Origin of the sequence: Paenibacillus sp. UNC496MF (assembly GCF_900113915.1) — a bacterium.
Classification (GTDB): Bacteria; Bacillota; Bacilli; order Paenibacillales; family Paenibacillaceae; genus Paenibacillus_Z; species Paenibacillus_Z artemisiicola.
On the sequence record NZ_FORE01000020.1, the window covers coordinates 92709 to 115892 of the forward strand.

Sequence of the window (23184 nt, forward strand, 5' to 3'; positions counted from 1 at the left end):
TGCGAAGCGGCGATGTAGATGGAAATTCAGGATTCCGTATTCAAACTCGTTATGGAGGTGTTTGCAAGTGAGCCACATGCAACGATTGACTCCGCTGATCAAGAGCTTCATGGAGAAAGGCGGACCGGCCGGGTGCGCCTGCACCGTCGTGCGGCGCGGAGAAGTGCTATACCGGGAGAGCTTCGGATATGCGGATGCGGAGCAAGGCATAAGCATTCGGCCGGATACCATTTACCGGATTTATTCGATGACCAAAGTGGTGACCTGCGCGGCCGCGCTCATGCTGTACGAGAAGGGACTTTACCTGCTGAACGACCCGCTGGACGAATACTTGCCGGAATTCAAAAATCCGCAGGTGTACCGGCAAGACGGATCCGTCTCTCCCGCGGCGGCTCCGATCCGGGTCAAGGACTTGTTCACGATGTCGTCCGGGCTTACGTACGGCGGCGACGGCACGGAAACCGAAAGGCAAACCCGCAAAATCTTCGAGCAGGACGTCACCGGTCTGGAACCGCGGGCCATCTCCAAAGCGTTGGCGGGCATTCCGCTCGCTTTCGATCCCGGCACGCGCTGGCAATACGGGACGAGCCACGATGTCTTGGCCGCCTTGGTCGAAGTATTGTCCGGCCAACGGTTCGGAGCGTTTCTGCAGAACGAGATCTTCGAACCGCTAGGAATGACGGATACCTCGTTCCGGATCGAGGACGAGAAGCGGCACCGCCTGTGCGTGATGTACGATCGCTCCGAAGACGGGACGCTGACGCCCAATACGCGCATGGACGCCGCTTATCAGCCGGGCAGCCGCCATGAAAGCGGGGGCGGCGGGCTTCTGTCGACGATCGGCGATTACGGCCGGTTCGCGCAGGCGCTGGCGAGAGGGGGCGAACTGGACGGGGTTCGGCTTCTCAGCCCCCGGACCCTTCAATTGATGGCGACCAACCATTTAAATCCGCGGCAGCTCGAAGACTTCGATTGGTCGCAGATGAGCGGGTACGGCTACGGGTTAGGGGTGCGCGTCATGATCAATCGGGCGGCCGGCGGCAGCAACGGTCCGATCGGCGAATACGGCTGGGCCGGATTGGCCGGTTCGTGGGTCTTGATCGATCCCGCGGAGGAGCTGTCCGTCGTGTACATGCAGCAGATGCTCCCGAGCCTCGAGCCTTATATCGTCAACCGGCTGCGGGCGGTCGTTTACGGGGCGCTCGCGTAGCGCGCACGGACTTGCCCGTATGGAATGCAAAAAAGCCTCCGTTTCCGCGTTTCGCGGAAACGGAGGCTTCTTGCCGTACGGCGCATGCGGCGCGCGCCGCGTCAATGGGATACGCTTCCGGGGTTCACGCCCCGTCTCCTGCCAGCTCGGCCAACTCCGCCAGCAACGCTTGATACGGCTTGGATGCCGCGAGCGTCTTCGTATACTGCCCCCAGTCCTCCATCGAAAGTTCCCCCAGGATGACCTTGATCTGCGTTTCCTTCAGCTCGGCGTTCAATTCCGCGTACTTGCCCGTGCTCCACAGCCCGGAGAAGGCGGGAACGACGGCATCCGCGTAAGAGGTCTTTTGCCATTCCTTGACCGCCGTCTCGTAGGCGCCCCGCGTTCGTTCGGGCACGGACTTCAGCGCGTCGCTGTTCAAGAGGTCCGGCTCGCCGAACAGACTGCGAAGCGCCGCGCGGTCGGTTTGACCGAATCCCTCGATGCCGTCCCACGCTCCCGACTCGTTCATCGCCAGCCCGCCGTCCAGCCATCGCAAAATCGTCTTCGGCGCCACGCGCGACATGCGCGTGACGATGTAGGTGTCCGTTACTTCCGTATTCCACGGCGCGATAGGGACGCCGAGCGAATCGGCCTTAAGGCCCGACAAGGGAATCCATTGCGCCTTGTCGCCCGTCAGCGCCGCCGCGTCGCGCAAGCTTAAAGCCGCGAGGCCGGATCGGCTGCCGCGGATGCGGTCGGCGGCTTGTTCCGGCGTCTGGGCGGCGAATTCCTTGTCGATCAGCCCTTCCCGATAAGCGCGCGCAAGCCAGTTCAGCGCCTCGGTCTCCCCGGCGCCGAGCGCATGATCGACGACGCGGCCATTCTGAACGGCGAAGCGCTCGGGGCTGCCCGTGAACGCCTGCTCGACCCAGGCGAACGATCCGAGACCGGCCGCGGTCGTATAACCGGTCATCCCGTACGTATCGTTCTTGCCGTTGCCGTCGGGATCCTTGTGGGCGAACTGCCGCAGGGCGGCATACACCTCCTCCATCGTCTTCGGCCGGGCTAAGCCGAGCCGGTCCAGCCAATCCTGCCTGATCGCCGGAAACGGCGCGTCGTGAGGATCGCGCGGCCGCGCGATGCCATAGATCCGACCGTCGATCGTTCGGCCTCCCGCCGCTTCGGCGGCCAGCGCCTTCAAGCGCGGGAACGCGTTCAGATCCTCCGTGAGATCCATCGCGAAGCTCCGGAGCAGCTCGTCGGAATACTGGTAGTTATTTTGCAGCAGCATGATCGAGCCCGTATCGCCGGCGGCGACCATAATGTTGGTCCTCTCCCGGTAATAGTCGGGTTGAACCAAATTCAGATTCACGTCGATTCCCATGCGCGACTTGAAATAGCCGATCAGATTCGCCGGCTGTTCGGTTACGCGGTTATCCGCCCGGGTCGTCAGACTGATCTTCGGGAGCGCCGCCGGGTCTTTGACATAGGCATAGCGGTTCGCGGCGTCCCACGCGACCGTCAGGCCGGCCGCCTCGGCCGTGAATCGAAGCGGCACCCACAGGATTCCTTCGCCGATATAAGGGGCTGCCGGCAGCTGCACGGTCTTGTCCCCGAGCTTCGCTTCCCGCCGGCCGGCCTGAAGGAGAAGCGCCGGCTTGCCCGGACGCTCGGCCGTCAGCGAACCGCCGGCCGCGTCCCAGGCGATGCGGTAACCGATCGCCTCCAGCAGCCTGCGGCCCGAAACCATGATCGTCCCGTTCGCGTCCCGGGACTGCAGCGTGGAGGAATAATCCAGGAAGAGCACGTTCGCGGCCATGGCCGATTGGCTCGCTTCGCTCGTCTCCTGCTTGATCAAGGCCGCATTCGGCGCGGCGGACTCCGCGGCGGCGGGGCAGGCGGCGGTCAGCCCGCCGAGCGAGGCGGAAGCGAGGGTGGCGACGATCGCTTTTCGATAATTCACAACAGCCATCCTTCCATAATAGGGAATGTTATGTAGACGCTTGCAGGACTTGAAAAGTTTCGCTCCCCCCTTGCAGCGGTACGCCGAAGAGGCCGCCGGGACGAGCCCGGCGGCCTGCTTGCTTTTGTTACATCGCACGAAAGGTTAACCGCCTAAAAGGCGGATGGCGTTAACTTCCGAAGGGGCGAACGGAACCGGCAGGACGGCGCTTAAGGCGCGATGCGGATCGTCTCCTCGCCGCCCGCCCACCGGAGCGCGAGCGTAACCGGCACGCTGGCGCGCACGGTAATCGCCGGCTTCTCCTCGGCCGACCGCCGCGCTTGGCACGACAGCTCGAGCACGCCCTCGGGCCCGAACGGGTACCGGTCGACGCCGTGCGCCTCGAGCAGGCGCACGTCCCAGACGAGCCGTCCCTCGGCGGCGCCGGCGCGCAGGCCGAACACGTACTCGAGCAGCACCGCGATCGGCGCGAGCCCGCTCCAGCCGACGAAGTCCGGCTTCGCCGGCACGCCCTGCGCGATCGACTCCGGCGCGTAGTTTTCCCAGATCGTGCCCGTCCGCCGGAGCACGTCCGCGACATGGCCGACGTGGCCGCGCGCGATCTCGTGCGCCAGCGCGTCGCGGCCGTGGCCGCTCAAGCCGCGCAGCACCATGTAGTTCGTCGGCATCCAGACGCCGCCGCGCCAATAATCCCCTTGCGGCTGGTAGTTCGGATCGTCGGCGGACAGCGACGGAATCCGGTGCGGCCGGTTGAACTCGGCCGGATTCTCCAGATGCGCCACGAAGCGGGCGAGCCGCGCGTTCGGCACGGCGCCGGCGATGAGCGCCCAGTAGGCGCCGATCGACTTCATGCCGAGCCGCCCGCCGTCCGGCTTCAGATCGTGATAGAACGCGGTCTCCTCGTCCCACAGCTTCTCGTCGGCGAAGCGGGCGAGCCGCTCCGACTCCGCCGCGAAATCGCGCGCGTCCTCCACGCGGCCGAGCAGGCCGGCCATGAGCAGCACGAGCCGCGCCGACAGCAGCTGCTGCAGGCACGCGTCCACCCAGACGAGGTGGCCGTGGTAGAACTCGTCGGCCTGGTACGGCAGCTCCGCCGGCATCCGCGGCTGGTTGTCCATGCCGGCGCCCCAGCCGGAGGACCAATACCCGCCGTCCGGCCACGTCCGGTACGCCCGCAGCCAGCGGTGGTACGCCGCGAGCACGGGGAAGACGCGCGCGAGCCGGTCCAGATCGCCGGAGGCCTGGTAATATTCCCATTCCGCCCAGGCCAGCACGTTCGGCCCGGTGCTCGCGGGATCGTGCCGGTGAAACCGGTCGGCACCGTCGCCCGTGCCGATCTGGCGGCAGATGAAGCCGTCGGGATGCTGCTTGGCGTACAGGTTGTCGAGCGTGCGCTGGAAGGCGAACGCGCGGCGGCCGTACTTCGCGAACATCATGATGAAGCAGGAATCCCACATGAACAGGCAGTCGTTGAACGCCGTATCGATATAATTGGCGGGAAAGCCGCTGCCTTCGGCGGGCGCGCGGAGGTTGCCGAACGCCAGCTCCCACGCCTTCCAGTAGCTCGCGATCTCCGCCTCGTGGCCGTCCCACCTCGGCGACGGCAGCCGGTCCCGCGCGCCGCCGAACGCCGGAAGCGCGGCGGCGTCGGCCGCCATGCCCCGGAATGCGTTCTCCCGCACGAGCGGATTCGGCACGTACGTGCTGTAGTAGCGGTCCTTCCGCACGGTCTGGAACTCCCGTTCCTCGACCTTCGGGCGAATGCCCGGCGCGTTATTCGCCGTCATGGCCGCCTCCCGTCTCCGCGCTTGCCGCCGACTCGGACTCCGCGGCCGGTCCGGCATCCGACTCGCGCGCAGCTCTCGCAGCCGCCCCGGCCTCTGCCGAAGCTTCGGTCCCGACAGCCGATCCGGCTTCCGCCGCCGCGTTCCCGCCGGCGCCGCCCTCCGGCGCGAGCGCGATCGTCTCCTCGCCGCCGTCCCAGCGCACGATCAGCGTCAGCGCGACGTTCGACCGCGCCTCGATCCGCGGCCGCTCCGTCCGCGAGCCGCGGGCGGCGCACGCCAGGTCGAGCACGCCTTCGGCGCCGAACGGATACCGCGCCACGCCGTGCGCCTCCAGCAGCCGCACGTCCCACGCGAGCCGCGAAGCCGGCGCGTCCGGCCGCAGCCCGAAGCGGTACTCGAACAGCACGGCGATCGGCGCGAGGCCGCCCCAGCCGACGAAGTCCGGCTTCGCCGGCTTGCCGGGCGCGGCCTGCTCGGGCGCGTAATTTTCCCAGATCGTGCCCGTCGCGGCGTACACGTCCGTCACCTGATCCAGGTGATTGGCCGCGATCTCTTCCGCGAGCGCTTCGAAGCCGGCCGCGCGCAGCCCGCCCAGCACCATGTAATTCGTCGGCATCCAGACGGCGCCGACCCAATAGTCCCCCTCCGGCCGGTACGCGGGATGATCCGCCGACAAGGACGGCACCCGGTGCGGCCGGTTGAACGCGCCCGGATCGGACAGATGCGAGACGAACCGCTCCATCCGGCGCGCCGGCACGATATCGGCCAGCAGCGCCCAGTACGCCCCGATGTTCTTGACGCCGGTCAGCGTCCCGTCCGGGAGCATGTCGTAATAGAACGCCGTCTCCTCGTCCCACAGCCGGTCGTTGATAAGCGCCGTCAGCTTCTCGGCTTCTTCGGCCACGTCCGCGACCTCCGCCTCCCGGCCGAGCACGCCGGCCATGGCGACCAGCAGCTTCGCGGCATAGACCTGGAAGATGCAGCTGTCGCACCAGACCAGATGGCCGTGGAAGAAATAATCCTTGTCTTTGTCCGCGTTGTCCGGAATGCGCGGCAAATTGTCCGCGGCGCCCGACCAGCCGTTGGCCCAATACGTGCCGTCCGGCCACGTCCGGTACGCCTTCAGCCAGCGGTGGTACGCGACGAGCGCCGGGAATACGTTCGCCAGGCGCTCCGTATCCGACGACATCCGGAAGTATTCCCATTCGGTCCACGGCATCAGGTTCGGCCCCGTGCTCGACGGATCGAAGCGGTGGAACACGTCGGTGCCGTCCGTTTGGCGGATCTGCCGGCAGATGAAGCCGTCCGGATGCTGCTTGGCGTAGAAATTGTCCAGCGTCCGCTGGAAATCGAACGCCCGGCGCCCGTACATCCCGTACAGCAGGATGAAGCTGCTGTCGTACATGAACAGATCGTTGTTGAACGCCGTGTCGATGTAGTTCGCGGGGAAGCCGTTGCGCGCGTTCGCCTTGCGCAGATGGCCGAAAGCCAGCTCCCACGCCTTCCAGTAGAGGCCGAGCTCGGTCTCTCGCCCTTCCCAATGCGGGCGGGGCAGCAGCTCCGCCGCTTCCGCGTAGGACGGCAGCGCCCGCTCCTCCGGCGGCATCCCTAGGAAGCCGTTCTCCCGGACGAGTCCGCTCTTCACGTACATGTCGTAATAGCTCATCGGCGCGCGGCGGAAAGAGTCCTTCCGCGCGGGCAGCGCTTGGTCCGCGGCTGCCGGTTCGTGCCCGTTCGTCATGCGCTCGCTCTCCTTCCTTCGTGCCCTAGAGCACGTACGTTTGTCCGTCCGCGGGCCATTCGACCTCGCCCCGGAAGACGACCTTCGCGGCCGCGACGCAGGATTCCGCCCGGCTCGACAGGGCATGCACGAGCAGCAGCTTCGGGACGCCGGCCGCCTCCGCGATCCGCCCCGCGTCGATCGCGCCCGCATGCATGTACGCGTTGTTCGCCGGGTCCGCGGCGACCGGTCCGAGCGCCGATTCGTGCACGAGCAGGGCGCTGCCCCGCGCATGCTCGGCGATCGGCGGGTGGTAGGCCGTATCGCCCGTGAACGTGAACGTTTTGCCCGAACGCCGGTCCATGAACCGGTAGCACAGCCCCTGCACGGGATGGACCGTGGCGCATGTCTCGAGCCGGAACGCCGCTTCCTCGTAGCCGTCTCCCGGCAGGAGCGGAATGAGCGTCGGCACGTCGTCCTTCCCGTAGTACCGTTCCGGGTGCAGGAAGCTGACGGCCCGCTTGACGATCAGCTCCAGATCCTCCGCCGGCCCGACGATCTTGAGCTCCCGCAGCGGCTTGCCGCGCATCAGCCAGTAATAGAGCAGCGACGGCAGCGCCATGTAATGGTCATGGTGAAAATGCGTAAAAAACACGTACTCCAGCTCCAACGGCTCGATGCCGCGGTTCCGCAAATTCGCGACCGCCGTCCAGCCGGTATCGACCAGATAGCGGCCGTTGATCAGGAACGTCGGCGATTCGCCGCCGGCCTCCGGAATGGCGCCCGACGTGCCCAGAAACGTAATCGTCGTGCGGTGCTCCCCCGGCTGCTCCTGCGCCGCCTGATCCTTCGCGCGTTGTTCCATCGTCATGCTCCTCCTCCGTTCTTAGATCGCGAGCCGCATCAGATCGTGCGCGACCTGAACGTCGCCCGCGTGCCCGGCCGAGACGATCCGCTTCAGTTCGTCCGCCCGCAGGTCCCACTCGTGGTGAATGTGCGTGATCAGCAGGTTCGCGATGCCCTGCTCCTTCACGAAAGCGTTCAGCTTCTCCGGATGGATGTGGCCGAACTCGTGGATGACGAGGTCCGCGTCCGGCAGCGCGCGGACGATGTCGCCGGACGACAGCACGTCGCCGCTCACGACGATTTTTTTGCCGTCGAGATGCAGCACCATGCCGTAGGCGATCGGCGCGATCTCATGGCCGTGGCGCTCGTCGATCTTGCGCCAGTTCTCGTTATTCAAGTGCATCGTCTGGAAGAATTCGATCCGCAGGCCGTCCCGCTCGAACACGAACGACTCGTCGTATTCGTGCGACTCCAGCTGGAACGGGTAGATGTCCTGCGGGATGATGAACATCCGCTGCAGCTGGCCGACCTTGCGGACCGTGCCCGCCGGGCCGTAGATCGGGAGCGTCTCCGGCTTGTAGGTCAACTGCAAATCCTGGATCAGCATCGGCAGGCCGCTCGCGTGGTCGGGATGCCAGTGGGTCAGGAAGACGGCGTCGATCGTTTTGGGGTCCTCCCCCATTTTCTTCAGCAGCATGCTCGCGGGGCAGCCGCAATCGATCAAGTACAGGCGGCCGTTGCGCTTGATGGCCATGCTGCAGTGGTGGCGGTTCGCCGTCGATACGCCGGCGCTCGTGCCGAGAAACAAGAGTTCGGTCATGTGTACACCTCATCGGAATGTCGTTATTCTTTCACGCTGCCGAGCACGATGCCGTGCACGAAATACTTCTGGAGAAACGGGTAGACGATCAGAATCGGGAACGTGGCGACGAAGATCTGCGCCGCGGCGTTCGTCCGGTCGGACACGAGCTTCAGCATGTCGATGTCCTGCGGCGTCAGGAACCGCATGTCGCGCTGGATGACGACGGTCTGCAGGAAGCTCTGCAGCGGATAATGGGACGGGTCGTTCATGTAGATCAGGCCGTCGAACCAGCTGTTCCAATGCGACACCACGCAGAAGAGCGTCAGCGTCGCGAGCGCGGGCACCGACAGCGGCAGGTAGATCCGGCGCAGGATCACGAACGGGTTGGCCCCGTCGATCATCGCGGATTCCTCCAGCTCCTTCGGCAGCCCGCGGAAGAAGTTGAGCAGCAGCACCACGTTGTAGACGGGCACCGCCGCCGGGATGACGAGCGACCAGATGGAATCCATCATGCCGGTCGTCTTCACCGTCATATAGAGCGGAATAAGGCCGCCGCTGAACAGCATCGTCAGGACGAAGAACCAGACGTAGGCCGTGCGCAATCGGAATTGCCCGGCTTCCTTCGAGAGCGGATACGCCGCGAGCACCGTGAGAAGCATGTTGAAGGACGTGCCGAGCAGCACCCGCTTGACCGAGACGACGAAGGAGGAGAGAAACTCCTGCTTGCCGAGCACGTTCTCGTAGGACGCGAGCGTGAAATCGACCGGCCATAGGCTCACCGCCCCCGCCGCGGCCGCCGAGGACGAGCTGAACGAGAGGGCGAGGATATGGACGAACGGGAAGATGCACAGCAAGGACAACGCCGCGAGAAACGCGTAATTGAAGACGATGAACGTCTTGCGGCTCCAAGACAGTCGGTAGACCACGGGCCTGCCTCCCTTTGCGATTAAAAGATCCGATAGTTGGCATACCGGTAAGCCAGCGCGTACGAGAGCGAGATGAAGAGGAACGACACGACGGACTTGAACAGGCCGATGGCCGTCGCCACGCCGTACTGGTACTGCTCGAGGCCGAGCCGGTACACCAGCGTGTCGATGATATCCCCGCTTTCGTACACTTGCGAATTATAGAGATTGAACACCTGGTCGAAGCCGGCGTTCAGAATTTGCCCGAGACTGAGCGTGGAGAGCAGAACGATGATCGGGACGATGCCCGGCAGCGTCACGTTCAGCGTCTGCTTCCACCGGCCCGCCCCGTCGATCTCCGCCGCCTCGTACAGCGCCGGATTGATGCCGGTCAGCGCCGCCAGGTAGACGATCGTGCCGAAGCCGAATTCCTTCCAGACGTCGGTGGCGACGAGGACGAACGGGAACCAGCGGTTGTCGCCCAGGAAGAAGACCGGCTCGATGCCGAACGACTTCAGCACCTGGTTGACGAGGCCGGAAGACGGCGACAGGATGTCGAGCAGGATGCCGCCGAGAATGATCCAGGATAAGAAATGAGGCAGGTAAATCAGCGTTTGGAACACGCGCTTGAACGCGATTTTGCGGAGCTCGTTCAGGAGCAGCGCCGTGGTAAGCGGCGCGATCAACCCGCAGACCATCTTCATGAACGCGATGAACACGGTATTGTACAGCACCCGGTACGTATCGGGCAGCGACAGGACGAAGTCGAAATTAGCCAGGCCGACCCATTTGGAATCGATTATGCCCTTCGCCGGCACGTATTTCTCGAACGCGATCGCCATGCCGGCCATCGGGCCGTAGCAGTAGATCAGCACGAGCGCGACGGCGGGCAGCAGCATCGCGTGGAAGTACCATTCGCGGGCCCATCTTTTGCCGAACACAGACGCACCTCCAAGAATGAAACGAAGGGAAAACGAGACGGTTTCCCTTCGCTCCTCGTTATTCGGTTTGGCAAGCCGGCAAGCCGCTTACTTGGCCTGCTTCGCGTACCAGTCGTTGACTTCCTGCGTCATCTGCTCGCCCCCGAGCGAGCTCCACTCGCCGACGAACTTGTCGAAGTCGCCGATCGGCGCTTTGCCGGTGATGATCTTCGTGTACAGCTCCTGCTCCTTCTGGTCGAGGACGGACTTCTTCGACGCCATCGTCGGCGTCGGCGCCCCGGCGAAGGAATCGAACCAGAAGCGGTTGCTCGTCAGGTACTGGTTCATGATGTCGAGCGAGCCGTGCGGTTTGGCCACCATCCAGCTGCTCCAGTTGCCGGCGTTGCCGCCCCAGTACGCTTCGACGTCCTTGTAGTACGCCGAGCCGACGACGCTGTCCGCCACCATCGACGGATCCTTCGCCTCGACCGCCTTCGGCAGCTGGCCGCCCGCCCTGGCCTGGGCGTCCTGCGACATGACGATGATCGGGTTCAGCTTCCAGTACGCGTCGCTCGTCTTGCCTTTGTGGAACCGCTCCGTCTCCGGCGTCGGGAACACGGTGTCGACGTCGATGAACTTGTTCAGCAGCTTGATGGCCGCTTCGGGGTGCTTGCTTTCCTTCGAGACGACGTAGTAGCCGTTGACGCCCGTGCCGACGATGATATTGCCCGAGTTCATGCCGATCTGCGTCATGGCCGGCTGGTCGTCCACGGACGGGATCGGGTACACTTCCCATTCCTGCGTGACCTTGTTGTCCTTCACGACGGCGCTCGGCAGCGGCCAGCTCGTCGTCCAGAATTGGCCGAACGCGAGGCCCGCCTGGTCGTTCGCGACCAATTCGTTCTCCTTCGTATGGTCCTTCGTGAAGAACTCCGGATCGATCTCGCCCGCCTTGTACATCTCCTGCAGCGCCTGCAGCGCCGTCTTCATCTCCGGCTGGATGCTGCCGTAGACGAGCTTGCCGGAGGCGTCCTTCACCCATGCGCCCGGATAAGCGTGGTAGCCGTTGAACAGGCCCGCGAAGCTGAACGCCTGGTTGTAGATTTCCTTCTGCGCGATGATGCCGTACGAGTCGTTCTTGCCGTTGCCGTCCGGATCGTTCTTCGTGAATCCTTCGATGACCTGAAGCAGATTGTCCATCGTGGTCGGCTCCGGCAGGTTCAGCTTCGTCAGCCAGTCTTTCCGGACGAACAGGAATTGCGCGGAGTTGTACGGGCTGTCCGTGACCGGAATGGCCATCAGCTTGCCGTCGAACTTGGCGGCGTTCAGCTCGGCGCCGCCGTCCGCCGTCATGAACTTCTTCGTGTTCTCGGACGCGTACCGGTCGTAGACGTCCGTCAGGTCGTACACCAGGTCGTTCTCGACGAGCTGCTGCAGCTGCGTCGCGTTGACTTTCATGAGGTCCGGCAGATCGCCGGAAGCGACCGTCAGGTTCACCTTGTCGTCGTACTGCTTGGAATCGACGATCCACTTGTTCTTGATGTTGATGCCGAGCTCCTCGGCGTAGGCGTCGTACACGCTGTTCTTGTCGTAGCTCTGCCCTTCGTCGAACTTCAGGTTGGGGTCGGATTGGCCGACGATCGTGAAATCGATCGGCGTCTCGTATTTGCCCGCGTTGACGGCCGGCGCTTCGTTCGCCGCGTTCGCCGGGGCGTCGGACGCCGCTTCGTTCGTCGCGCCGTTCGCCGCCGTTTGATGGTTTGCCCCGTTGGCTTCGCTGCCGTTGCCGCCGTTGTTGCCGGAGTCGTCGGACGCGGAGCATGCCGACAGGACCAATGCGCTTGCCATGCAGAAGATGGCCAGCTTGTTCGCGTTCTTCTTGCTTACCATTTCGTACTTCCCCCTCGAAGGCGTTTGAATGCCGGTTCGGATGCGAACCGTACTGCTGGAAACGAGCGACTGGACAAGTGCGTTGGTGTTCTCGCTCTTAACGATAGACAACTTCCGATCATCCGTCAATCGATTTCGATCAAAAAAATGATCATTAACAATCACTTAATATGGTTTGTGATTGAATCGAGTCTTAACTTCTAAAAATTGGACAGCGGAAATGATACGAGTCAATCGAACGCGCACAAATTATCATTTTCAATCATTTTGGTTGATTTTGATGATCAAAATGATATATTTATATGTACAAGTTGTAAAATTGGTCGCAAACGATCAAATCCGATTCATATACGGGAGCGCGCCGAATGAAAAAAAGACATCTCGAAATCATCGACATCCTGAAGCAAAAGCCATACATGACCATCGAGGACCTGTGCCGCGCGCTGGACGTGTCGCCCGCGACGATGCGGCGCGATCTGACGCAGCTCGAAGAATCCGGCGACATCCTGCGGATCAACGGCGGCGCGATGATCAAGCCGCAAGCCGGCGGCGGAACGCAGCCGGACGGCCGCGGGAAGGCCGATCCGTACGAGGACGAGAAGCTCCGCATCGCGCAAGCCGCGGCCTCGCTCGTGAAGGAAGGCGATACGGTCTTCGTGGACGCCGGCTCGACGAACCAGCATATCGCCGACCGGCTGGCCGGCAAGACGAACGTTACCATCATCACGAACAGCCTCGAGATCGCCTACCGGCTGAATCCGGTCAAAGAGAAGCAGAACCTGTCCGTCATCATCTGCGGCGGCGCGCTCGGCGAGGCGAATCCCGACAGCATCGTCGGGCCCGTCGCCGAGAAAATGATCTCCATGTTCCGCGCCAACCTCGCCTTCATCGGGACCTCGGCGATCGACATCCGGCAAGGCATCACGGACGCCTACCTGGCGTCGGCCCGGATCAAGGAGAACATGATCGAGAACGCCAACAAGGTGTACCTCGTGACCGACCGCAGCAAATTCGGCGTCATCAATACCGCGTTCGTCTGCCCGATCGAGCAGATCGACCATGTCATTACCGATCTGGAGGCGCCGGCGGAAGACATCCGGTATTTGCAAAACCGAGGCATTGCCGTCACGCTCGTGTAGGCCCGGCCCCCGATCCCCCGCAACCGCGCGAAGCTCCGCGCGGTTGCGGGGGATTTTTTTGCGCCGCCGCGCCCGGTCGAGCGGGCGGGACGGCGGGGCGAGCCGGCTGTGCCGCGATGCGTCGCGGCCGCGGGACGGCGAACCGGCGGCGCCGCTTGCCCGCGGCCGCGAGCCGTCAGGCGGCCGGGCGCAGCAGCCGCAGCAGGCGCAGGAGCGCCTCCGCGGTTTCGGCGCGCGTCGCCTGCGCCTCCGGCGCGAAGCATCCGCCGCCGACGCCGGTCATAAGGCCGCTCGCGACGGCTTTGTCCACGTCGGCGACAGCCCGGCGCGACACGGCGCCCGCGTCGGCAAGCGGCGCCGCTTCGCCCGCGGCCAAGTCCTTGCCGCCGGCATAGGCGTACGCCCGGACGAGCATCGCCGCCATCTCCTCGCGCGAGATCGCGTCGTTCGGCGCGAACGCGTCGTCCGTCCGGCCCTTGATCAGGCCGGCCCCGTAAGCCGCGGCGATGCCGCCGGCGTTCATCCTCCTTGATAGAGACGAGAGTCACACGCGTCTCTTCCAGTATCGTTTCTTGTCGTCCGTGATTGGTTTGATCATTTACGATCAACTTCACTTCCGCCGATTATGTATTATAATCATTTAATCGGGTGCATTCTATCGTTTTTTGCTAAAATTGCGTTTACGTTTTGTAAAAATGATTTAATTCAATCAACTTTCTTGATCAGGAATGAAAGCCCCTGCGGCGCCGGCCGCGCAAACGAAAAAAGCCGCCGGGTCACGGCAGCCTTTCAAGAAGAGCTTGATAAGGGACGGATGCGTAGTTGATGAGGGAACGGAATGCGTGGTTGATGAGAGACGGATGCGTAGTTGATAAGGGACGAATTCGTAGTTGATGAGAGACGGATGCGCGCCGCTTTCGGATCGGCGCGCGGCAATGGTTCGGCCCGGGTCCACGCATGCCGTGTTCGGCTGCCGGCTTTCGGCAGCGGCGGGGCTCAGGCTTTCATGAGCTCCTTCTTGCAAAATTCCACGACGGCGTGGCCGGGCAGCTGGACGGACGCCCAGGAATTTTTCGATTGGAATCCGTGCGCATCCAAGGTCGCGATCATGGTCTCCGCCTCGGCGTCCGGGATCCGGAGCTCCAGCGACAGCGTATTTTCGATGATTTTCGTGAAGTGATCGGCAGCGGTAATGATCGTTCTTCATCCTTCCAAGACATGGTTTCGGCGTAACGTTCCCCTGGCCTGCCTCTTTTATGCGCCTGGAACCAACCCGCCCCGCGCCGTGCATATTCCGCCGCCGTTTCCGCACACTAACCTTTTCCAATCCATTCTGATCCGGGAGCGTGCGGCATGCGGTTCAAAGACGTCTTTTCCATTATCGGTCCCCCCATGATCGGTCCGTCCAGCTCGCATACGGCCGGCGCGGCGCGCATCGGACGGGCGGCCCGCCAGCTGTTCGGCCGGCTGCCGGCCCGCGCGGAGGTGCTCTTCTACGGCTCGTTCGCCGCCACGTACGAAGGACACGGCACCTACAGCGCCATCGTCGGCGGGCTGCTGGACATGGCGACCGACGACGTCCGGCTGCCGGACTCGCTCGCGATCGCCGGGCAGGCGGGCATGCGCGTCGGCGTGGACGCGGGCAAAGGACTGTTCGTCCACCCCAACACCGCCGAGCTGCGGCTGTTCGGCCGCGGCGAAGACGAGGAGCCGGCGTTCACGCTCGTCGGCACGTCGATCGGCGGCGGCAACATCGAGATCGTGAACGTCGACGGCTTCAAAACGAGCATGACCGGCCATTACCCGACGCTCGTCGTCCGCAATGCCGACGCCCCCGGCATGATCGCCATCGTGGCGCGGCTGCTGCAGCTGCACGGGATCAACATCGGCACGATGACCGTCGACCGCAAGAGCCGCAGCGGCGAAGCGATGATGGCGCTGGAGACCGACGAGGATTTCCCGCCGACGCTGCGGGAGGAGCTCGCCGCCTATCCCGAAATCCATCGGGTCGACTTCGTGCATCTGACGTAAGGAAGGGACGATCATCTCGCGCAAGGAGGAACGAACGCCATGCAATTTCGAACGCTGCGCGAGCTCGCCGAGCAGGCGGAGGCGCGCGGACTGTCCATCGGGCGGTACATGCTGGAGGAGCAAACCGCGGAAACCGGGAGGCCGCCCGAAGACGAATTCGCCCGGATGGCGGCGTATTACGGCATCATGAAGGAGGCCGTCCGGCGCGGCCTGACGCAGGACACGACCTCGCGCAGCGGGCTGACCGGCCGCGATGCCCAGCGGGTCATGGCGTACCGCGCCGAGGGCGCGCCGCCGCGGGCGATGCGGGGAGCGGACGGCGCGGCGGAGGCGCCGGGCGGGACGGCGGAACCGGGGATGCCGGGAGCGGCGGATATGCCGGGAGCGGCGGAAGTACCGGGGGCGGTGGCGCGTAGGCCGGGCATCGTCCGGGACGCAGCACCCGGAGGCGCGCAGGCGCCGGGTCCGGAGGAATTCCCGGACATGCCGTCCGCCCCGGCGGCGCGCAGGCCGGACGCCGTTCGGGACGTAGCATCCGGCGGCGCGCAGGCGCCGGGTCCGGCCGAAAGGCCGGCCGCGCCGTTCGTTCCGGCGGCGGCGCGGCCGGCGCCGGATGCCGGGCCGCCGCCCGCGGCGGCGCTGGAGCTGGAAGCGACGGCCGAGCTCGGCGCGGCGGAGCAGCCGCCGGCCGAGGACGCCGATGCGAAGCAGCCGGCAGGCGGGCATACGCTGCTCGGCGACGAAGCGAGCCTCGCCATGAGCTACGCGCTCGCCGTCTCCGAGGTGAACGCCTCCATGGGCCGCATCGTCGCGACGCCGACCGCCGGCTCCTGCGGCATCATTCCCGGCGTGTTCGTCAGCTGCCAGGAACGGTTCGGCTGGAGCGACGAGACGATGACGTACGGCTTGTTCGCCGCGGGCGCCATCGGCTACGTCATCGCCAACAACTCGTTCGTCTCGGGCGCCGAAGGCGGCTGCCAAGCCGAGGTCGGCTCCGCGATCGGCATGGCCGCCGGCGCGCTGGCGGACGTGCGCGGCGCGAAGCCTTCGCAAGCCGTTCACGCGGTCGGCCTCGCGCTCAAAAACTCCCTCGGCCTCGTCTGCGACCCCGTCGGCGGCCTGGTGGAGGTGCCCTGCATCGTGCGCAACGGCTTCGGCGCCGTCACCGCGCTGGCCGCCGCGGACATGGCGCTCGCCGGCGTGCGCAGCGTCATCCCCTCCGACGAAGTCGTGCAGGTCATGCTCGAGGTCGGCACGGCGATGCCGGACGCGCTTCGCGAAACCGCCCGCGGCGGACTCGCGCAGACGCCGACGGGAAAGCGGATCATGGAGGAGTTGAGCAAGAAGAAATGATCGTCGGCGCCGCTAGTCGAACGCGGCTAAACAGGCATGGCCCGAAGCCGGGCCACGCCTGTTCGACGTTGAAAGCCGGTTGCGCCCGGCGAGCCGGGAATGCCGGATCGTTCGCCTTTGCGGGACACGTACGGTTCTGTGGCCGGCTTGGGCGCGCACCGCTCAAGCGCCGTTCCCAGAACGTTCCGACGCGGTGCTCCCGCTGCGCGTCCGGGGAACTACGCCGCGCGCGCTGGCCGCGGAGCCCGTTCCGACCCGCCTTCCCTGCTAGCCCTGCGCGATCGGCCGCGACGTCGCGAGGCCGATCGTCCGGAACTCGCTGCCGAAATTCACCGTCGGGTCGCCCTCGCGGTGCGGCCGGCACGCGCAATAGAAGTGATACAACACGCCGTCGTGCAGGAGAACGGAAGGCTTATGGGCATGAATCTCGTCGAGCGCTCCCTCGCTTCCGTGGCGGAGGATCGGCTCCCGGGCCTTCGTCCAAACGGTCAAATCGTCCGAAAACGCGATCCCTTCCTGCGCATGCCGCCCGTCGAAGCCGAAGAAGAACATGACCCAGCGGTTTCCGTCCCGCACCACGAACGGATCGCTGACGAACCGCGAATCCCACCGGTGCCCGGTCACCCGAAGCACCGGATTGGCGGCGGGCCGCGTCCAGTCCGTCAGGTTTTTGGAGACGGCGTACCCGGTCTGCTCGATCCACGGCTCGCCTTCCGCGGCGCGGTTTTTCGCGTTGTAGAACAGGTAGAACGTCCCTTCGTGCTCCACCAGGCTTTCCTTGTACAAGCCGCCGCGCTCCCATTCGGCGCCGTCCTCCGGCACGAGAACCGGCTCCGGCAGGCGGTTCCAGCGCAGCAGCGATTCGTCCTCCGTCCACGCGAGCCCGATGCGCCCCGGTCCGGCCTCGTAGCCGTCCTCCGGGTAGGTGTGGTAGACGAGCCAGTAGCGGCCGTCCCATTTTTTCAGCTTGGCCGGGCCTTCGAGGCCGTTCTCGCGCAGCAGCCAGCAGCCCGCCGTGTTGCGGCTGTCCCAGCCGTTGCCCTCGCCGCGCTTCAACATCACGCCGTAATGCGTCCAGTCCGTCAAATTATCGCTGGCCGCCAGCGCCGTCTGGTACCCGGTGCCGTTGAAGCCGACGTGCATCATGAAGAACCGGCCCCCATGCTCGAACACGAACGGGCAGTCCACCGCCAGCTCGTCGTACGCCCCCGGCACGCCGGAGCCCGTCAGCACCGGACGATCCCATTTATACGGCGTTAAATACCGGTCGATTCCTTCGTTCGTCATGTTAACGTTTCGCCCCCTTAACGTGGTTGTGCCGCTTCCCCATACATTCGGCAAGAGCGCTTACAACCCTTCTTTTGCATGCTTCCCCTGCTCCGTGGCATCGCCGTTCCCGTCCACCGGCTCGACAAAGGGGGTTCAACTATTGCATGCTAGAGGTAACGATTGGCTAGACCCATACCAAGGAGGTAGTATCGATGGATTTGGCATTGAAAGGACGGACGGTCGTCGTGACGGCGGCCAGCAAAGGGTTGGGCAAGGCGTCCGCGCTGCGGCTGTCGCAGGAAGGCGCGAACGTCGTCATCTGCGGACGGCACGCGGAGACGATCGAGCGGGCGGCGGCCGAGATCCGGTCGGCTTCCGGCGGCGAAGTGCTGGCCGTGCGCGCCGACGTGTCCTCGGCGGCGGACGTCGAAGCGCTGATCGCGGCGGCGGCGGCGCGCTTCGGCCGGATCGACGGGCTCGTGTGCAACGCCGGCGGCCCGCCGCCCGGACCGTTCGAGGCGATTACGGACGAGCAGTGGGAAACGGCATTCCAAACGAACCTGATGAGCGTCGTCCGGCTGATCCGTCTCGCGCTGCCGCATCTGCCGGCGGAGGGCGGCCGGATCGTCTACGTCTCTTCGACGGCGATCCGGCAGCCGATCCCGGGTCTCGTGCTCAGCAACTCGCTGCGGCTCGGCGTGCAGGGCTTGATCAAAACGCTCGCCGACGAGCTGGCGCCCCGCGGCATTCTCGTCAACACGGTCGCGCCGGGCCGCATCGCGACGGACCGCGTCCGCTCGCTGGACGAGTCCCGCGCCTCCGCCGAAGGCGTCTCCTACGAGGACCGGCGCGCGGCGTCCGAGCGGGAAATCCCCGTCGGCCGCTACGGCGAGCCGGACGAGTTCGCCCGCTACGTCGCGTTTCTGGCCTCGCCGGCGAACAGCTACGTCACCGGCCAGAGCCTCATGGTCGACGGCGGGCTCGTGCGCGGCGTGTAATCGGGACGGCAGGCGCGCGCATCGCGTCGCGCGGCCCGGCGGCGCGCTGGGCAACAATTGAACAAAAAAGCCAAGAAATCCTCCGATTTCTTGGCTTTTTTCATGCACCTCGCTTGTTCGCGGACATAGGATCCGCTATAGGGTCCAATTCGGGCGATTTGGCCAACGAAGCGGACATACGTTCCGCTATTGGCCGCTGTGCCCGTTTTTTCCCGCCTCCGCGGGCCAATAACGGCTCCTGTGGCCGCGAAACCTCCAAAAAGCGCGATATGGCCGAAATAGCGGCTCTCCTGTCCGCCAATCACGGCCGTATCGCTGCGGCAGACGCTACCCGCGGTGCTCCAGCAGTCCCAACTGCTCCGCCCGGTTCAGCGCCTGCGTCCGCGAGGAGACGCCGAGCTTGCCGTACACGCGGGACAGGTACACCTTCACCGTCCCGAGGGACAGCGCCAGCTCGCCGGCGATCTCCTGGTTCGACGCCCCGCGGCGAACCAGGTCCATGAGCGCGAGCTCGCTCTCGAGCAGCGGCTCGACCAGCCCGGCCGGCTTCGCCTCCGCGGGAGCCGCCGCCGGGAACGCCGCCAGCAGCTCCGCCGCGGCCAAGCCCTCGTCCGCGAAGCTCCGGACGTAGCCGTTCGCTTCGCCGACCGCCAGCGCCTCCCGCAGGGCGGCGAACGCGTCCGCCCGCCGGCCCCGCCCGTGCTCGGCCAGCGCCAGCAGCAGCGCGAGCTCCGCGAGGCTCGAGAGCAGCCCCTCGCGCTCGGCCTGCGGCTTCAGCCACGCCAGCAGCCGGATCACGGCCGAGTATTTCCGCTGCCGCAGCAGCAGCCGCGCCAGCGTCGCGTATTCGTACTCGCGGTTGAAGGCCGGCTTGTCCTTCTCCGACAAGCCGAGCGGCGCAATCGCCTTCTTGGCGTCCGCCGGCCGGTCCTCCGCCAGATAGACCCGCGCCTTGGCCGCGCAGGCCGGACAGCCACTGCGGCTCCTCGTGCGTCTCCGCCGCTTCCATGGCGAGGTCGATCGCCTCGTGCGCCAGCTGCGGCTGCCGGTCCGCGAGCAGCAGGCGCGCCCGCGTAATCGCCAGCGGCACGTACAGGCCCGGAAGGCCGGTCCGCCGCGCGGCCGCTTCGAGTCCGCGGGCATACGCCCGGCTGTCCTCCAGCCGGTTCCATTCGTAATACCCTTCGGCCAGCGACTGCCGCACGTAGAGGCCGATGAACGTCTCCTGCCAGCCGTGCGTCTCCAGCACGCGCAGAAACCCGAGCCCGACCGCTTCGGTATGCGGATTCAGCAGCCCCTTCAGCCCCAGCGTCGTCCGCCGCACGAGCGGCTCCGTCAGATTATAGTTCACGTCGTAGAAAATCCGGCTGTCCGGCAGCATGTCGGCCGACGCCCCCTCCGCGAACGTCTGCCACCGCTCGAACCGGCCGCCGAAGAAAATAACGTTCGACTCCACGAACAGCATCCCGCTCCGAACGGCCCGGCGTTCCGTTTCGTCCCCGATGCCGGCGAGCTGGCCCTCGGCAAGGTCCGCCTGCCCGGTAATGGCCAGGATGAGCGCGTACAGCAGCCGCATGTCCGCCGGCCACGGCGCATCCGCCGGCAGGCTGCCGAACCAGCGCAGCAGCGCGGCCAGCTCGCCCTGCCGGAACACCGGCGCGACGTGCCGCTCGAGCAGCGCGCGCGTCAGCGCGAAGTCCCCCGCCGCGATCGCGTGGTCGATCGCTTCGCCGAGCAGGCCGAGCCCGGCGCAGCTCCCGCTCGCCTTCCGGTTCGCCAGCAGCCAGCCCGCCGGATCGTCCCGCTTCAGCAACCCCCGGAGAAAGGTCGCGAACAGCTGATGGTACCGGAACCATTCGCCCCGTTCGCCGAGCGGAATGAGGAAGAGCTGCAGCGCGTTCAACCTGGCCAGCATCTCGCGCCCGTCCGGCCGTCCCGTCACCGCGTTCGCGGCTTCGGCGTTCATCCGGTCCAGCACCGACGTCGCGAGCAGGAACGCGCGGATGTCCGCGGGCAGATGGCCGAACGCCTCTTCGAACAGAAATTCCGCGACGTTCCGGTTACGCCCCTGAAAATCCGCGATGAATTTCTCCCGCGTCCGCAGCGAGATAAACGCGAGCTGCAGCCCGGCGATCCAGCCTTCCGTCCGGTCCAAGAGCCGGTCCAGCTGCCGCCCCGACAGCGGCACGTCCGTCATGCCCGCGCCGTACGCCTCGAGCTCGTCCATCGTGAACCGCAGCTCCGGCACCGACACGTTCGCGCGTTCCTGCCGCGCCGTCCATTTCCCCGCCGGAAAGGCAGCTCGGCGCGGCTCGCGATCAGCACATGCGCATGCGTCGGCAAATAGTCGAGCAGATAGGTCAAGCTGCGATGGATCTCGTCGTTCGCGATCGCGTGATAATCGTCGAGCACGAGCGTGACGGGCGTTGCGACGGCGAACAGCTCGTGGATCAGGCAGTCGAGGAAGGTCGCCGCCGACACGCTCGGCAGCGCCTTGGCAAGCGGGATGCTCCGCGGCAGCGAGCCTTCCGGCAGGGCCTCATCCGGCGCGTGGACGGCGTAGCGCCAGAAGCGCCCCGGGTCGTTGTCCAGCTCGTCAAGCGACAGCCAGGCGGCGGGATGCCCCAGGCCGCGCGTCCAGGCGGCGAGCAGCGTCGTCTTGCCGTAGCCCGCCGGCGCGCATACGGCCGTCAGCCGTCCCGCCAGCCCCGCGTCCAACAGGCGGTGCAGCCGTTCCCGCTGCACGGCGCCGTCCTTCGCGCGGGGCGCGCGCATCTTCGTTTTCAGCAGCGTCCGGTCGATTAATGTGCTCATGGTACCTCCGTCGTTTCAGCAGCAAGCAGGCCGTTTTCCATCCATTTTCCCGCAAGCCAAAAAACAACAAGATTCCGCCGCATTCGCCTCTCCGCCGGCTCTGGCGGCGCGCGCAAAAATAGATTCCCGGCACCCGGCACGGGCCTCTCACGTCTGCCGCGCCCTTTTAATATTTTAATAGAGAACGGCAAGTTCGTCCGTCAAGGAGGGAAGTCCAGCATGAGCAAGGAGATTCATACGCACCCGGCGGGATACGCGGCAGGGAAGGTCGCCGTCGTCGGCCTCGGCTTCGTCGGCCTGCCGCTGGCGGTCGCGTTCGCGCGGCAGGGATTCGACGTCGTCGGCATCGATACGGACCAACGGAAAATCGGCGCGATTCGCGCGGGAAAAAGCTACATCCGGGACATCGCGGACGATGAGCTCGGACAGGCGGCGGGCAGCGGGAAACTGGCGGCCGCGACGGATTATGACGAAGCGTCTTCGGCCGGCGCGGTCATCGTCTGCGTCCCTACCCCGTTATCTCCCGACAATGCCCCGGACCTCGGCTTTTTGACCGACGCCGCGAGCCGGCTCGCCCCCGTGCTCCGGCCGGGCCAACTGATCGTCATCGAAAGCTCCACCTACCCCGGCACGACGAACGACGTCGTCCGGCCGATATTGGAACGAAGCGGCCTTCGGGTCGGCACCGATTTCTTCCTGGCTTATTCGCCGGAGCGCGTGGATCCGGGCAACGACGCCTATCCGCTCCACGCCGTGCCCAAAGTGATCAGCGGCGCCACCGCGCGCTGCCTCGAGCGGCTCCGCGACTTGTACGGCCACGTCTTCGAGCGGCTCGTGGCCGTATCCTCGATGGAAGTCGCGGAGACCGCGAAGCTGCTCGAGAACGCGTACCGGCTGGTCAACATCTCGTTCATTAACGAATTCGCGCAGCTCTGCGACGCGCTGAACCTCAACGTCTGGGACGTCATTCGGGCGGCGGCCACGAAGCCGTACGGGTTCAGCCCGTTTTACCCCGGTCCCGGCATCGGCGGGCACTGCATCCCGGTCGATCCGCTCTACTTGCAATGGAAGGCGGCGCAGGCCGGAACGGAGAGCCGGTTCATCGCGCTGTCGCAGGCGGTGAACGACGCGATGCCGGCTTACATTGTCGGGCGGGTGCAGGCGCACCTGCCCGCGGGCAAGCCGTTATCCGGCGCGCGCGTCCTCGTCTACGGGGTCACTTACAAGCGGGACGTGCCCGACGTCCGGGAATCCCCGTCGCTCGCGATCATCGAAGCGCTGCGCCAGGGCGGCGCGGACGTCCGCTACCACGACCCGTACGTCCCGTCGCTGCGCCTCGCGGACGATACGACGATGAACGGCGTGCCCGTCACGGCGGAGGAGCTCGCGGCCGCGGACTGCGTGCTGATCCTGGTCGATCACGCCGCGCTGCCGGAGGCGCTCATCGCCGGGCACGCCCGGTTCGTGTTCGACACGCGCAGCCGGATCCGCGCCGTGCGGGCAGGCGCGAAGCTCGTGACGCTGGGCGACGGCACGCCGACCTGATCCGGCCGCA

19 protein-coding genes and 1 pseudogene are annotated in these 23184 nt (G+C 65.6%); 8 read left to right on the top strand and 12 right to left on the bottom strand.

What is annotated here, in order from left to right:
• Positions 1-76 precede the first annotated feature (76 nt).
• Positions 77-1210 (top strand): serine hydrolase domain-containing protein, encoded by a 1134-nt coding sequence (locus BMZ79_RS30255; protein WP_371263823.1) that lies wholly within the window; start codon positions 77-79, stop codon positions 1208-1210.
• A 124-nt stretch (positions 1211-1334) separates the two neighbouring features.
• Here BMZ79_RS30255 and BMZ79_RS30260 read toward each other — a convergent pair whose 3' ends face one another.
• The 8 genes from BMZ79_RS30260 to BMZ79_RS30295 form a co-directional block, all read right to left on the bottom strand.
• Entirely contained in the window at positions 1335-3155 is a 1821-nt protein-coding gene (locus tag BMZ79_RS30260) for a stalk domain-containing protein (protein ID WP_177222426.1), read from the bottom strand.
• A gap of 209 nt (positions 3156-3364) precedes the next feature.
• Positions 3365-4942 (bottom strand): MGH1-like glycoside hydrolase domain-containing protein, encoded by a 1578-nt coding sequence (locus tag BMZ79_RS30265; protein ID WP_090648063.1) that lies wholly within the window; start codon positions 4940-4942, stop codon positions 3365-3367.
• Positions 4929-6683, bottom strand: coding sequence for an MGH1-like glycoside hydrolase domain-containing protein (locus tag BMZ79_RS30270; RefSeq protein WP_177222427.1), 1755 nt, complete (start codon positions 6681-6683; stop codon positions 4929-4931). The genes BMZ79_RS30265 and BMZ79_RS30270 overlap by 14 nt, the downstream gene beginning before the upstream one ends.
• Positions 6684-6708: 25 nt before the next feature.
• Entirely contained in the window at positions 6709-7527 is an 819-nt protein-coding gene (locus BMZ79_RS30275; RefSeq protein WP_177222428.1) for an MBL fold metallo-hydrolase, read from the bottom strand.
• 21 nt (positions 7528-7548) lie between these two features.
• Positions 7549-8328 carry an MBL fold metallo-hydrolase gene (locus BMZ79_RS30280; protein WP_090648071.1) on the bottom strand — a complete coding sequence of 260 codons (780 nt, stop codon included), beginning with the start codon at positions 8326-8328 and terminating at the stop codon, positions 7549-7551.
• Positions 8329-8351: 23 nt separating this feature from the next.
• Complete coding sequence (locus BMZ79_RS30285) at positions 8352-9236, bottom strand: carbohydrate ABC transporter permease (protein WP_090648074.1); 885 nt, start codon at positions 9234-9236, stop codon at positions 8352-8354.
• A 20-nt stretch (positions 9237-9256) separates the two neighbouring features.
• On the bottom strand, positions 9257-10156 hold the full coding sequence (locus tag BMZ79_RS30290; RefSeq protein ID WP_256253243.1) for an ABC transporter permease: 900 nt from the start codon (positions 10154-10156) through the stop codon (positions 9257-9259).
• Positions 10157-10243: 87 nt separating this feature from the next.
• Positions 10244-12025, bottom strand: coding sequence for an extracellular solute-binding protein (locus tag BMZ79_RS30295; protein ID WP_090648077.1), 1782 nt, complete (start codon positions 12023-12025; stop codon positions 10244-10246).
• Positions 12026-12390: 365 nt separating this feature from the next.
• Here BMZ79_RS30295 and BMZ79_RS30300 point away from each other — a divergent pair, with 365 nt between their 5' ends.
• Positions 12391-13164: a DeoR/GlpR family DNA-binding transcription regulator gene (locus tag BMZ79_RS30300; protein ID WP_090648080.1), complete on the top strand. Its 774-nt coding sequence runs from the start codon at positions 12391-12393 to the stop codon at positions 13162-13164.
• A gap of 175 nt (positions 13165-13339) precedes the next feature.
• Here BMZ79_RS30300 and BMZ79_RS30305 read toward each other — a convergent pair whose 3' ends face one another.
• On the bottom strand, positions 13340-13687 hold the full coding sequence (locus tag BMZ79_RS30305; RefSeq protein WP_090648082.1) for an S-layer homology domain-containing protein: 348 nt from the start codon (positions 13685-13687) through the stop codon (positions 13340-13342).
• A 483-nt stretch (positions 13688-14170) separates the two neighbouring features.
• Between BMZ79_RS30305 and BMZ79_RS34590 the strand changes: the two genes are divergently transcribed.
• The 3 genes and pseudogenes from BMZ79_RS34590 to sdaAA form a co-directional block, all read left to right on the top strand.
• Positions 14171-14344: a hypothetical protein gene (locus tag BMZ79_RS34590; protein WP_177222429.1), complete on the top strand. Its 174-nt coding sequence runs from the start codon at positions 14171-14173 to the stop codon at positions 14342-14344.
• A gap of 173 nt (positions 14345-14517) precedes the next feature.
• Entirely contained in the window at positions 14518-15195 is a 678-nt protein-coding gene (sdaAB, locus tag BMZ79_RS30315; protein WP_090648085.1) for an L-serine ammonia-lyase, iron-sulfur-dependent subunit beta, read from the top strand.
• A gap of 732 nt (positions 15196-15927) precedes the next feature.
• A pseudogene (gene sdaAA, locus BMZ79_RS35735) lies at positions 15928-16548 on the top strand (L-serine ammonia-lyase, iron-sulfur-dependent, subunit alpha); the annotation flags it as partial.
• Positions 16549-16815: 267 nt separating this feature from the next.
• Here sdaAA and BMZ79_RS30325 read toward each other — a convergent pair.
• Positions 16816-17835: a glycoside hydrolase family protein gene (locus BMZ79_RS30325; RefSeq protein WP_090648091.1), complete on the bottom strand. Its 1020-nt coding sequence runs from the start codon at positions 17833-17835 to the stop codon at positions 16816-16818.
• A gap of 194 nt (positions 17836-18029) precedes the next feature.
• On the opposite strand from BMZ79_RS30325, the gene BMZ79_RS30330 reads away from it, so the two are divergent.
• Entirely contained in the window at positions 18030-18815 is a 786-nt protein-coding gene (locus BMZ79_RS30330) for an SDR family oxidoreductase (protein WP_090648093.1), read from the top strand.
• Positions 18816-19142: 327 nt separating this feature from the next.
• Here the strand turns inward: BMZ79_RS30330 and BMZ79_RS35740 are convergent, their stop codons facing one another.
• The gene (locus BMZ79_RS35740) at positions 19143-19958 is read right to left on the bottom strand and encodes a helix-turn-helix transcriptional regulator (RefSeq protein WP_090648097.1); all 816 of its coding nucleotides are present in this window, start codon (positions 19956-19958) and stop codon (positions 19143-19145) included.
• Positions 19959-20359: 401 nt separating this feature from the next.
• Here BMZ79_RS35740 and BMZ79_RS35745 point away from each other — a divergent pair, with 401 nt between their 5' ends.
• The gene (locus BMZ79_RS35745; RefSeq protein ID WP_371263822.1) at positions 20360-20656 is read left to right on the top strand and encodes a hypothetical protein; all 297 of its coding nucleotides are present in this window, start codon (positions 20360-20362) and stop codon (positions 20654-20656) included.
• A 352-nt stretch (positions 20657-21008) separates the two neighbouring features.
• On the opposite strand, the gene BMZ79_RS30350 is transcribed toward BMZ79_RS35745, so the two are convergent.
• Positions 21009-21629, bottom strand: a complete 621-nt coding sequence (locus BMZ79_RS30350) for a hypothetical protein (RefSeq protein ID WP_090648105.1) — start codon at positions 21627-21629, stop codon at positions 21009-21011.
• 219 nt (positions 21630-21848) lie between these two features.
• Between BMZ79_RS30350 and BMZ79_RS30355 the strand changes: the two genes are divergently transcribed.
• Entirely contained in the window at positions 21849-23174 is a 1326-nt protein-coding gene (locus tag BMZ79_RS30355; protein ID WP_090648107.1) for a nucleotide sugar dehydrogenase, read from the top strand.
• The last annotated feature ends 10 nt before the right edge of the window (positions 23175-23184 follow it).

Coding starts and splice junctions, on each gene's coding strand:
- BMZ79_RS30255 (WP_371263823.1), top strand. CDS start 77: ATGCAACGATTGACTCCGCTGATCAAGAGCTTCATGGAGAAAGGCGGA.
- BMZ79_RS30265 (WP_090648063.1), bottom strand. CDS start 4,942: ATGACGGCGAATAACGCGCCGGGCATTCGCCCGAAGGTCGAGGAACGG.
- BMZ79_RS30270 (WP_177222427.1), bottom strand. CDS start 6,683: ATGACGAACGGGCACGAACCGGCAGCCGCGGACCAAGCGCTGCCCGCG.
- BMZ79_RS30275 (WP_177222428.1), bottom strand. CDS start 7,527: ATGGAACAACGCGCGAAGGATCAGGCGGCGCAGGAGCAGCCGGGGGAG.
- BMZ79_RS30280 (WP_090648071.1), bottom strand. CDS start 8,328: ATGACCGAACTCTTGTTTCTCGGCACGAGCGCCGGCGTATCGACGGCG.
- BMZ79_RS30295 (WP_090648077.1), bottom strand. CDS start 12,025: ATGGTAAGCAAGAAGAACGCGAACAAGCTGGCCATCTTCTGCATGGCA.
- BMZ79_RS30300 (WP_090648080.1), top strand. CDS start 12,391: ATGAAAAAAAGACATCTCGAAATCATCGACATCCTGAAGCAAAAGCCA.
- BMZ79_RS30305 (WP_090648082.1), bottom strand. CDS start 13,687: ATGAACGCCGGCGGCATCGCCGCGGCTTACGGGGCCGGCCTGATCAAG.
- BMZ79_RS34590 (WP_177222429.1), top strand. CDS start 14,171: ATGAGCTCCTTCTTGCAAAATTCCACGACGGCGTGGCCGGGCAGCTGG.
- sdaAB (WP_090648085.1), top strand. CDS start 14,518: ATGCGGTTCAAAGACGTCTTTTCCATTATCGGTCCCCCCATGATCGGT.
- BMZ79_RS30325 (WP_090648091.1), bottom strand. CDS start 17,835: ATGACGAACGAAGGAATCGACCGGTATTTAACGCCGTATAAATGGGAT.
- BMZ79_RS30330 (WP_090648093.1), top strand. CDS start 18,030: ATGGATTTGGCATTGAAAGGACGGACGGTCGTCGTGACGGCGGCCAGC.
- BMZ79_RS35740 (WP_090648097.1), bottom strand. CDS start 19,958: ATGCCCGCGGACTCGAAGCGGCCGCGCGGCGGACCGGCCTTCCGGGCC.
- BMZ79_RS35745 (WP_371263822.1), top strand. CDS start 20,360: ATGGCCAGGATGAGCGCGTACAGCAGCCGCATGTCCGCCGGCCACGGC.
- BMZ79_RS30350 (WP_090648105.1), bottom strand. CDS start 21,629: ATGAGCACATTAATCGACCGGACGCTGCTGAAAACGAAGATGCGCGCG.
- BMZ79_RS30355 (WP_090648107.1), top strand. CDS start 21,849: ATGAGCAAGGAGATTCATACGCACCCGGCGGGATACGCGGCAGGGAAG.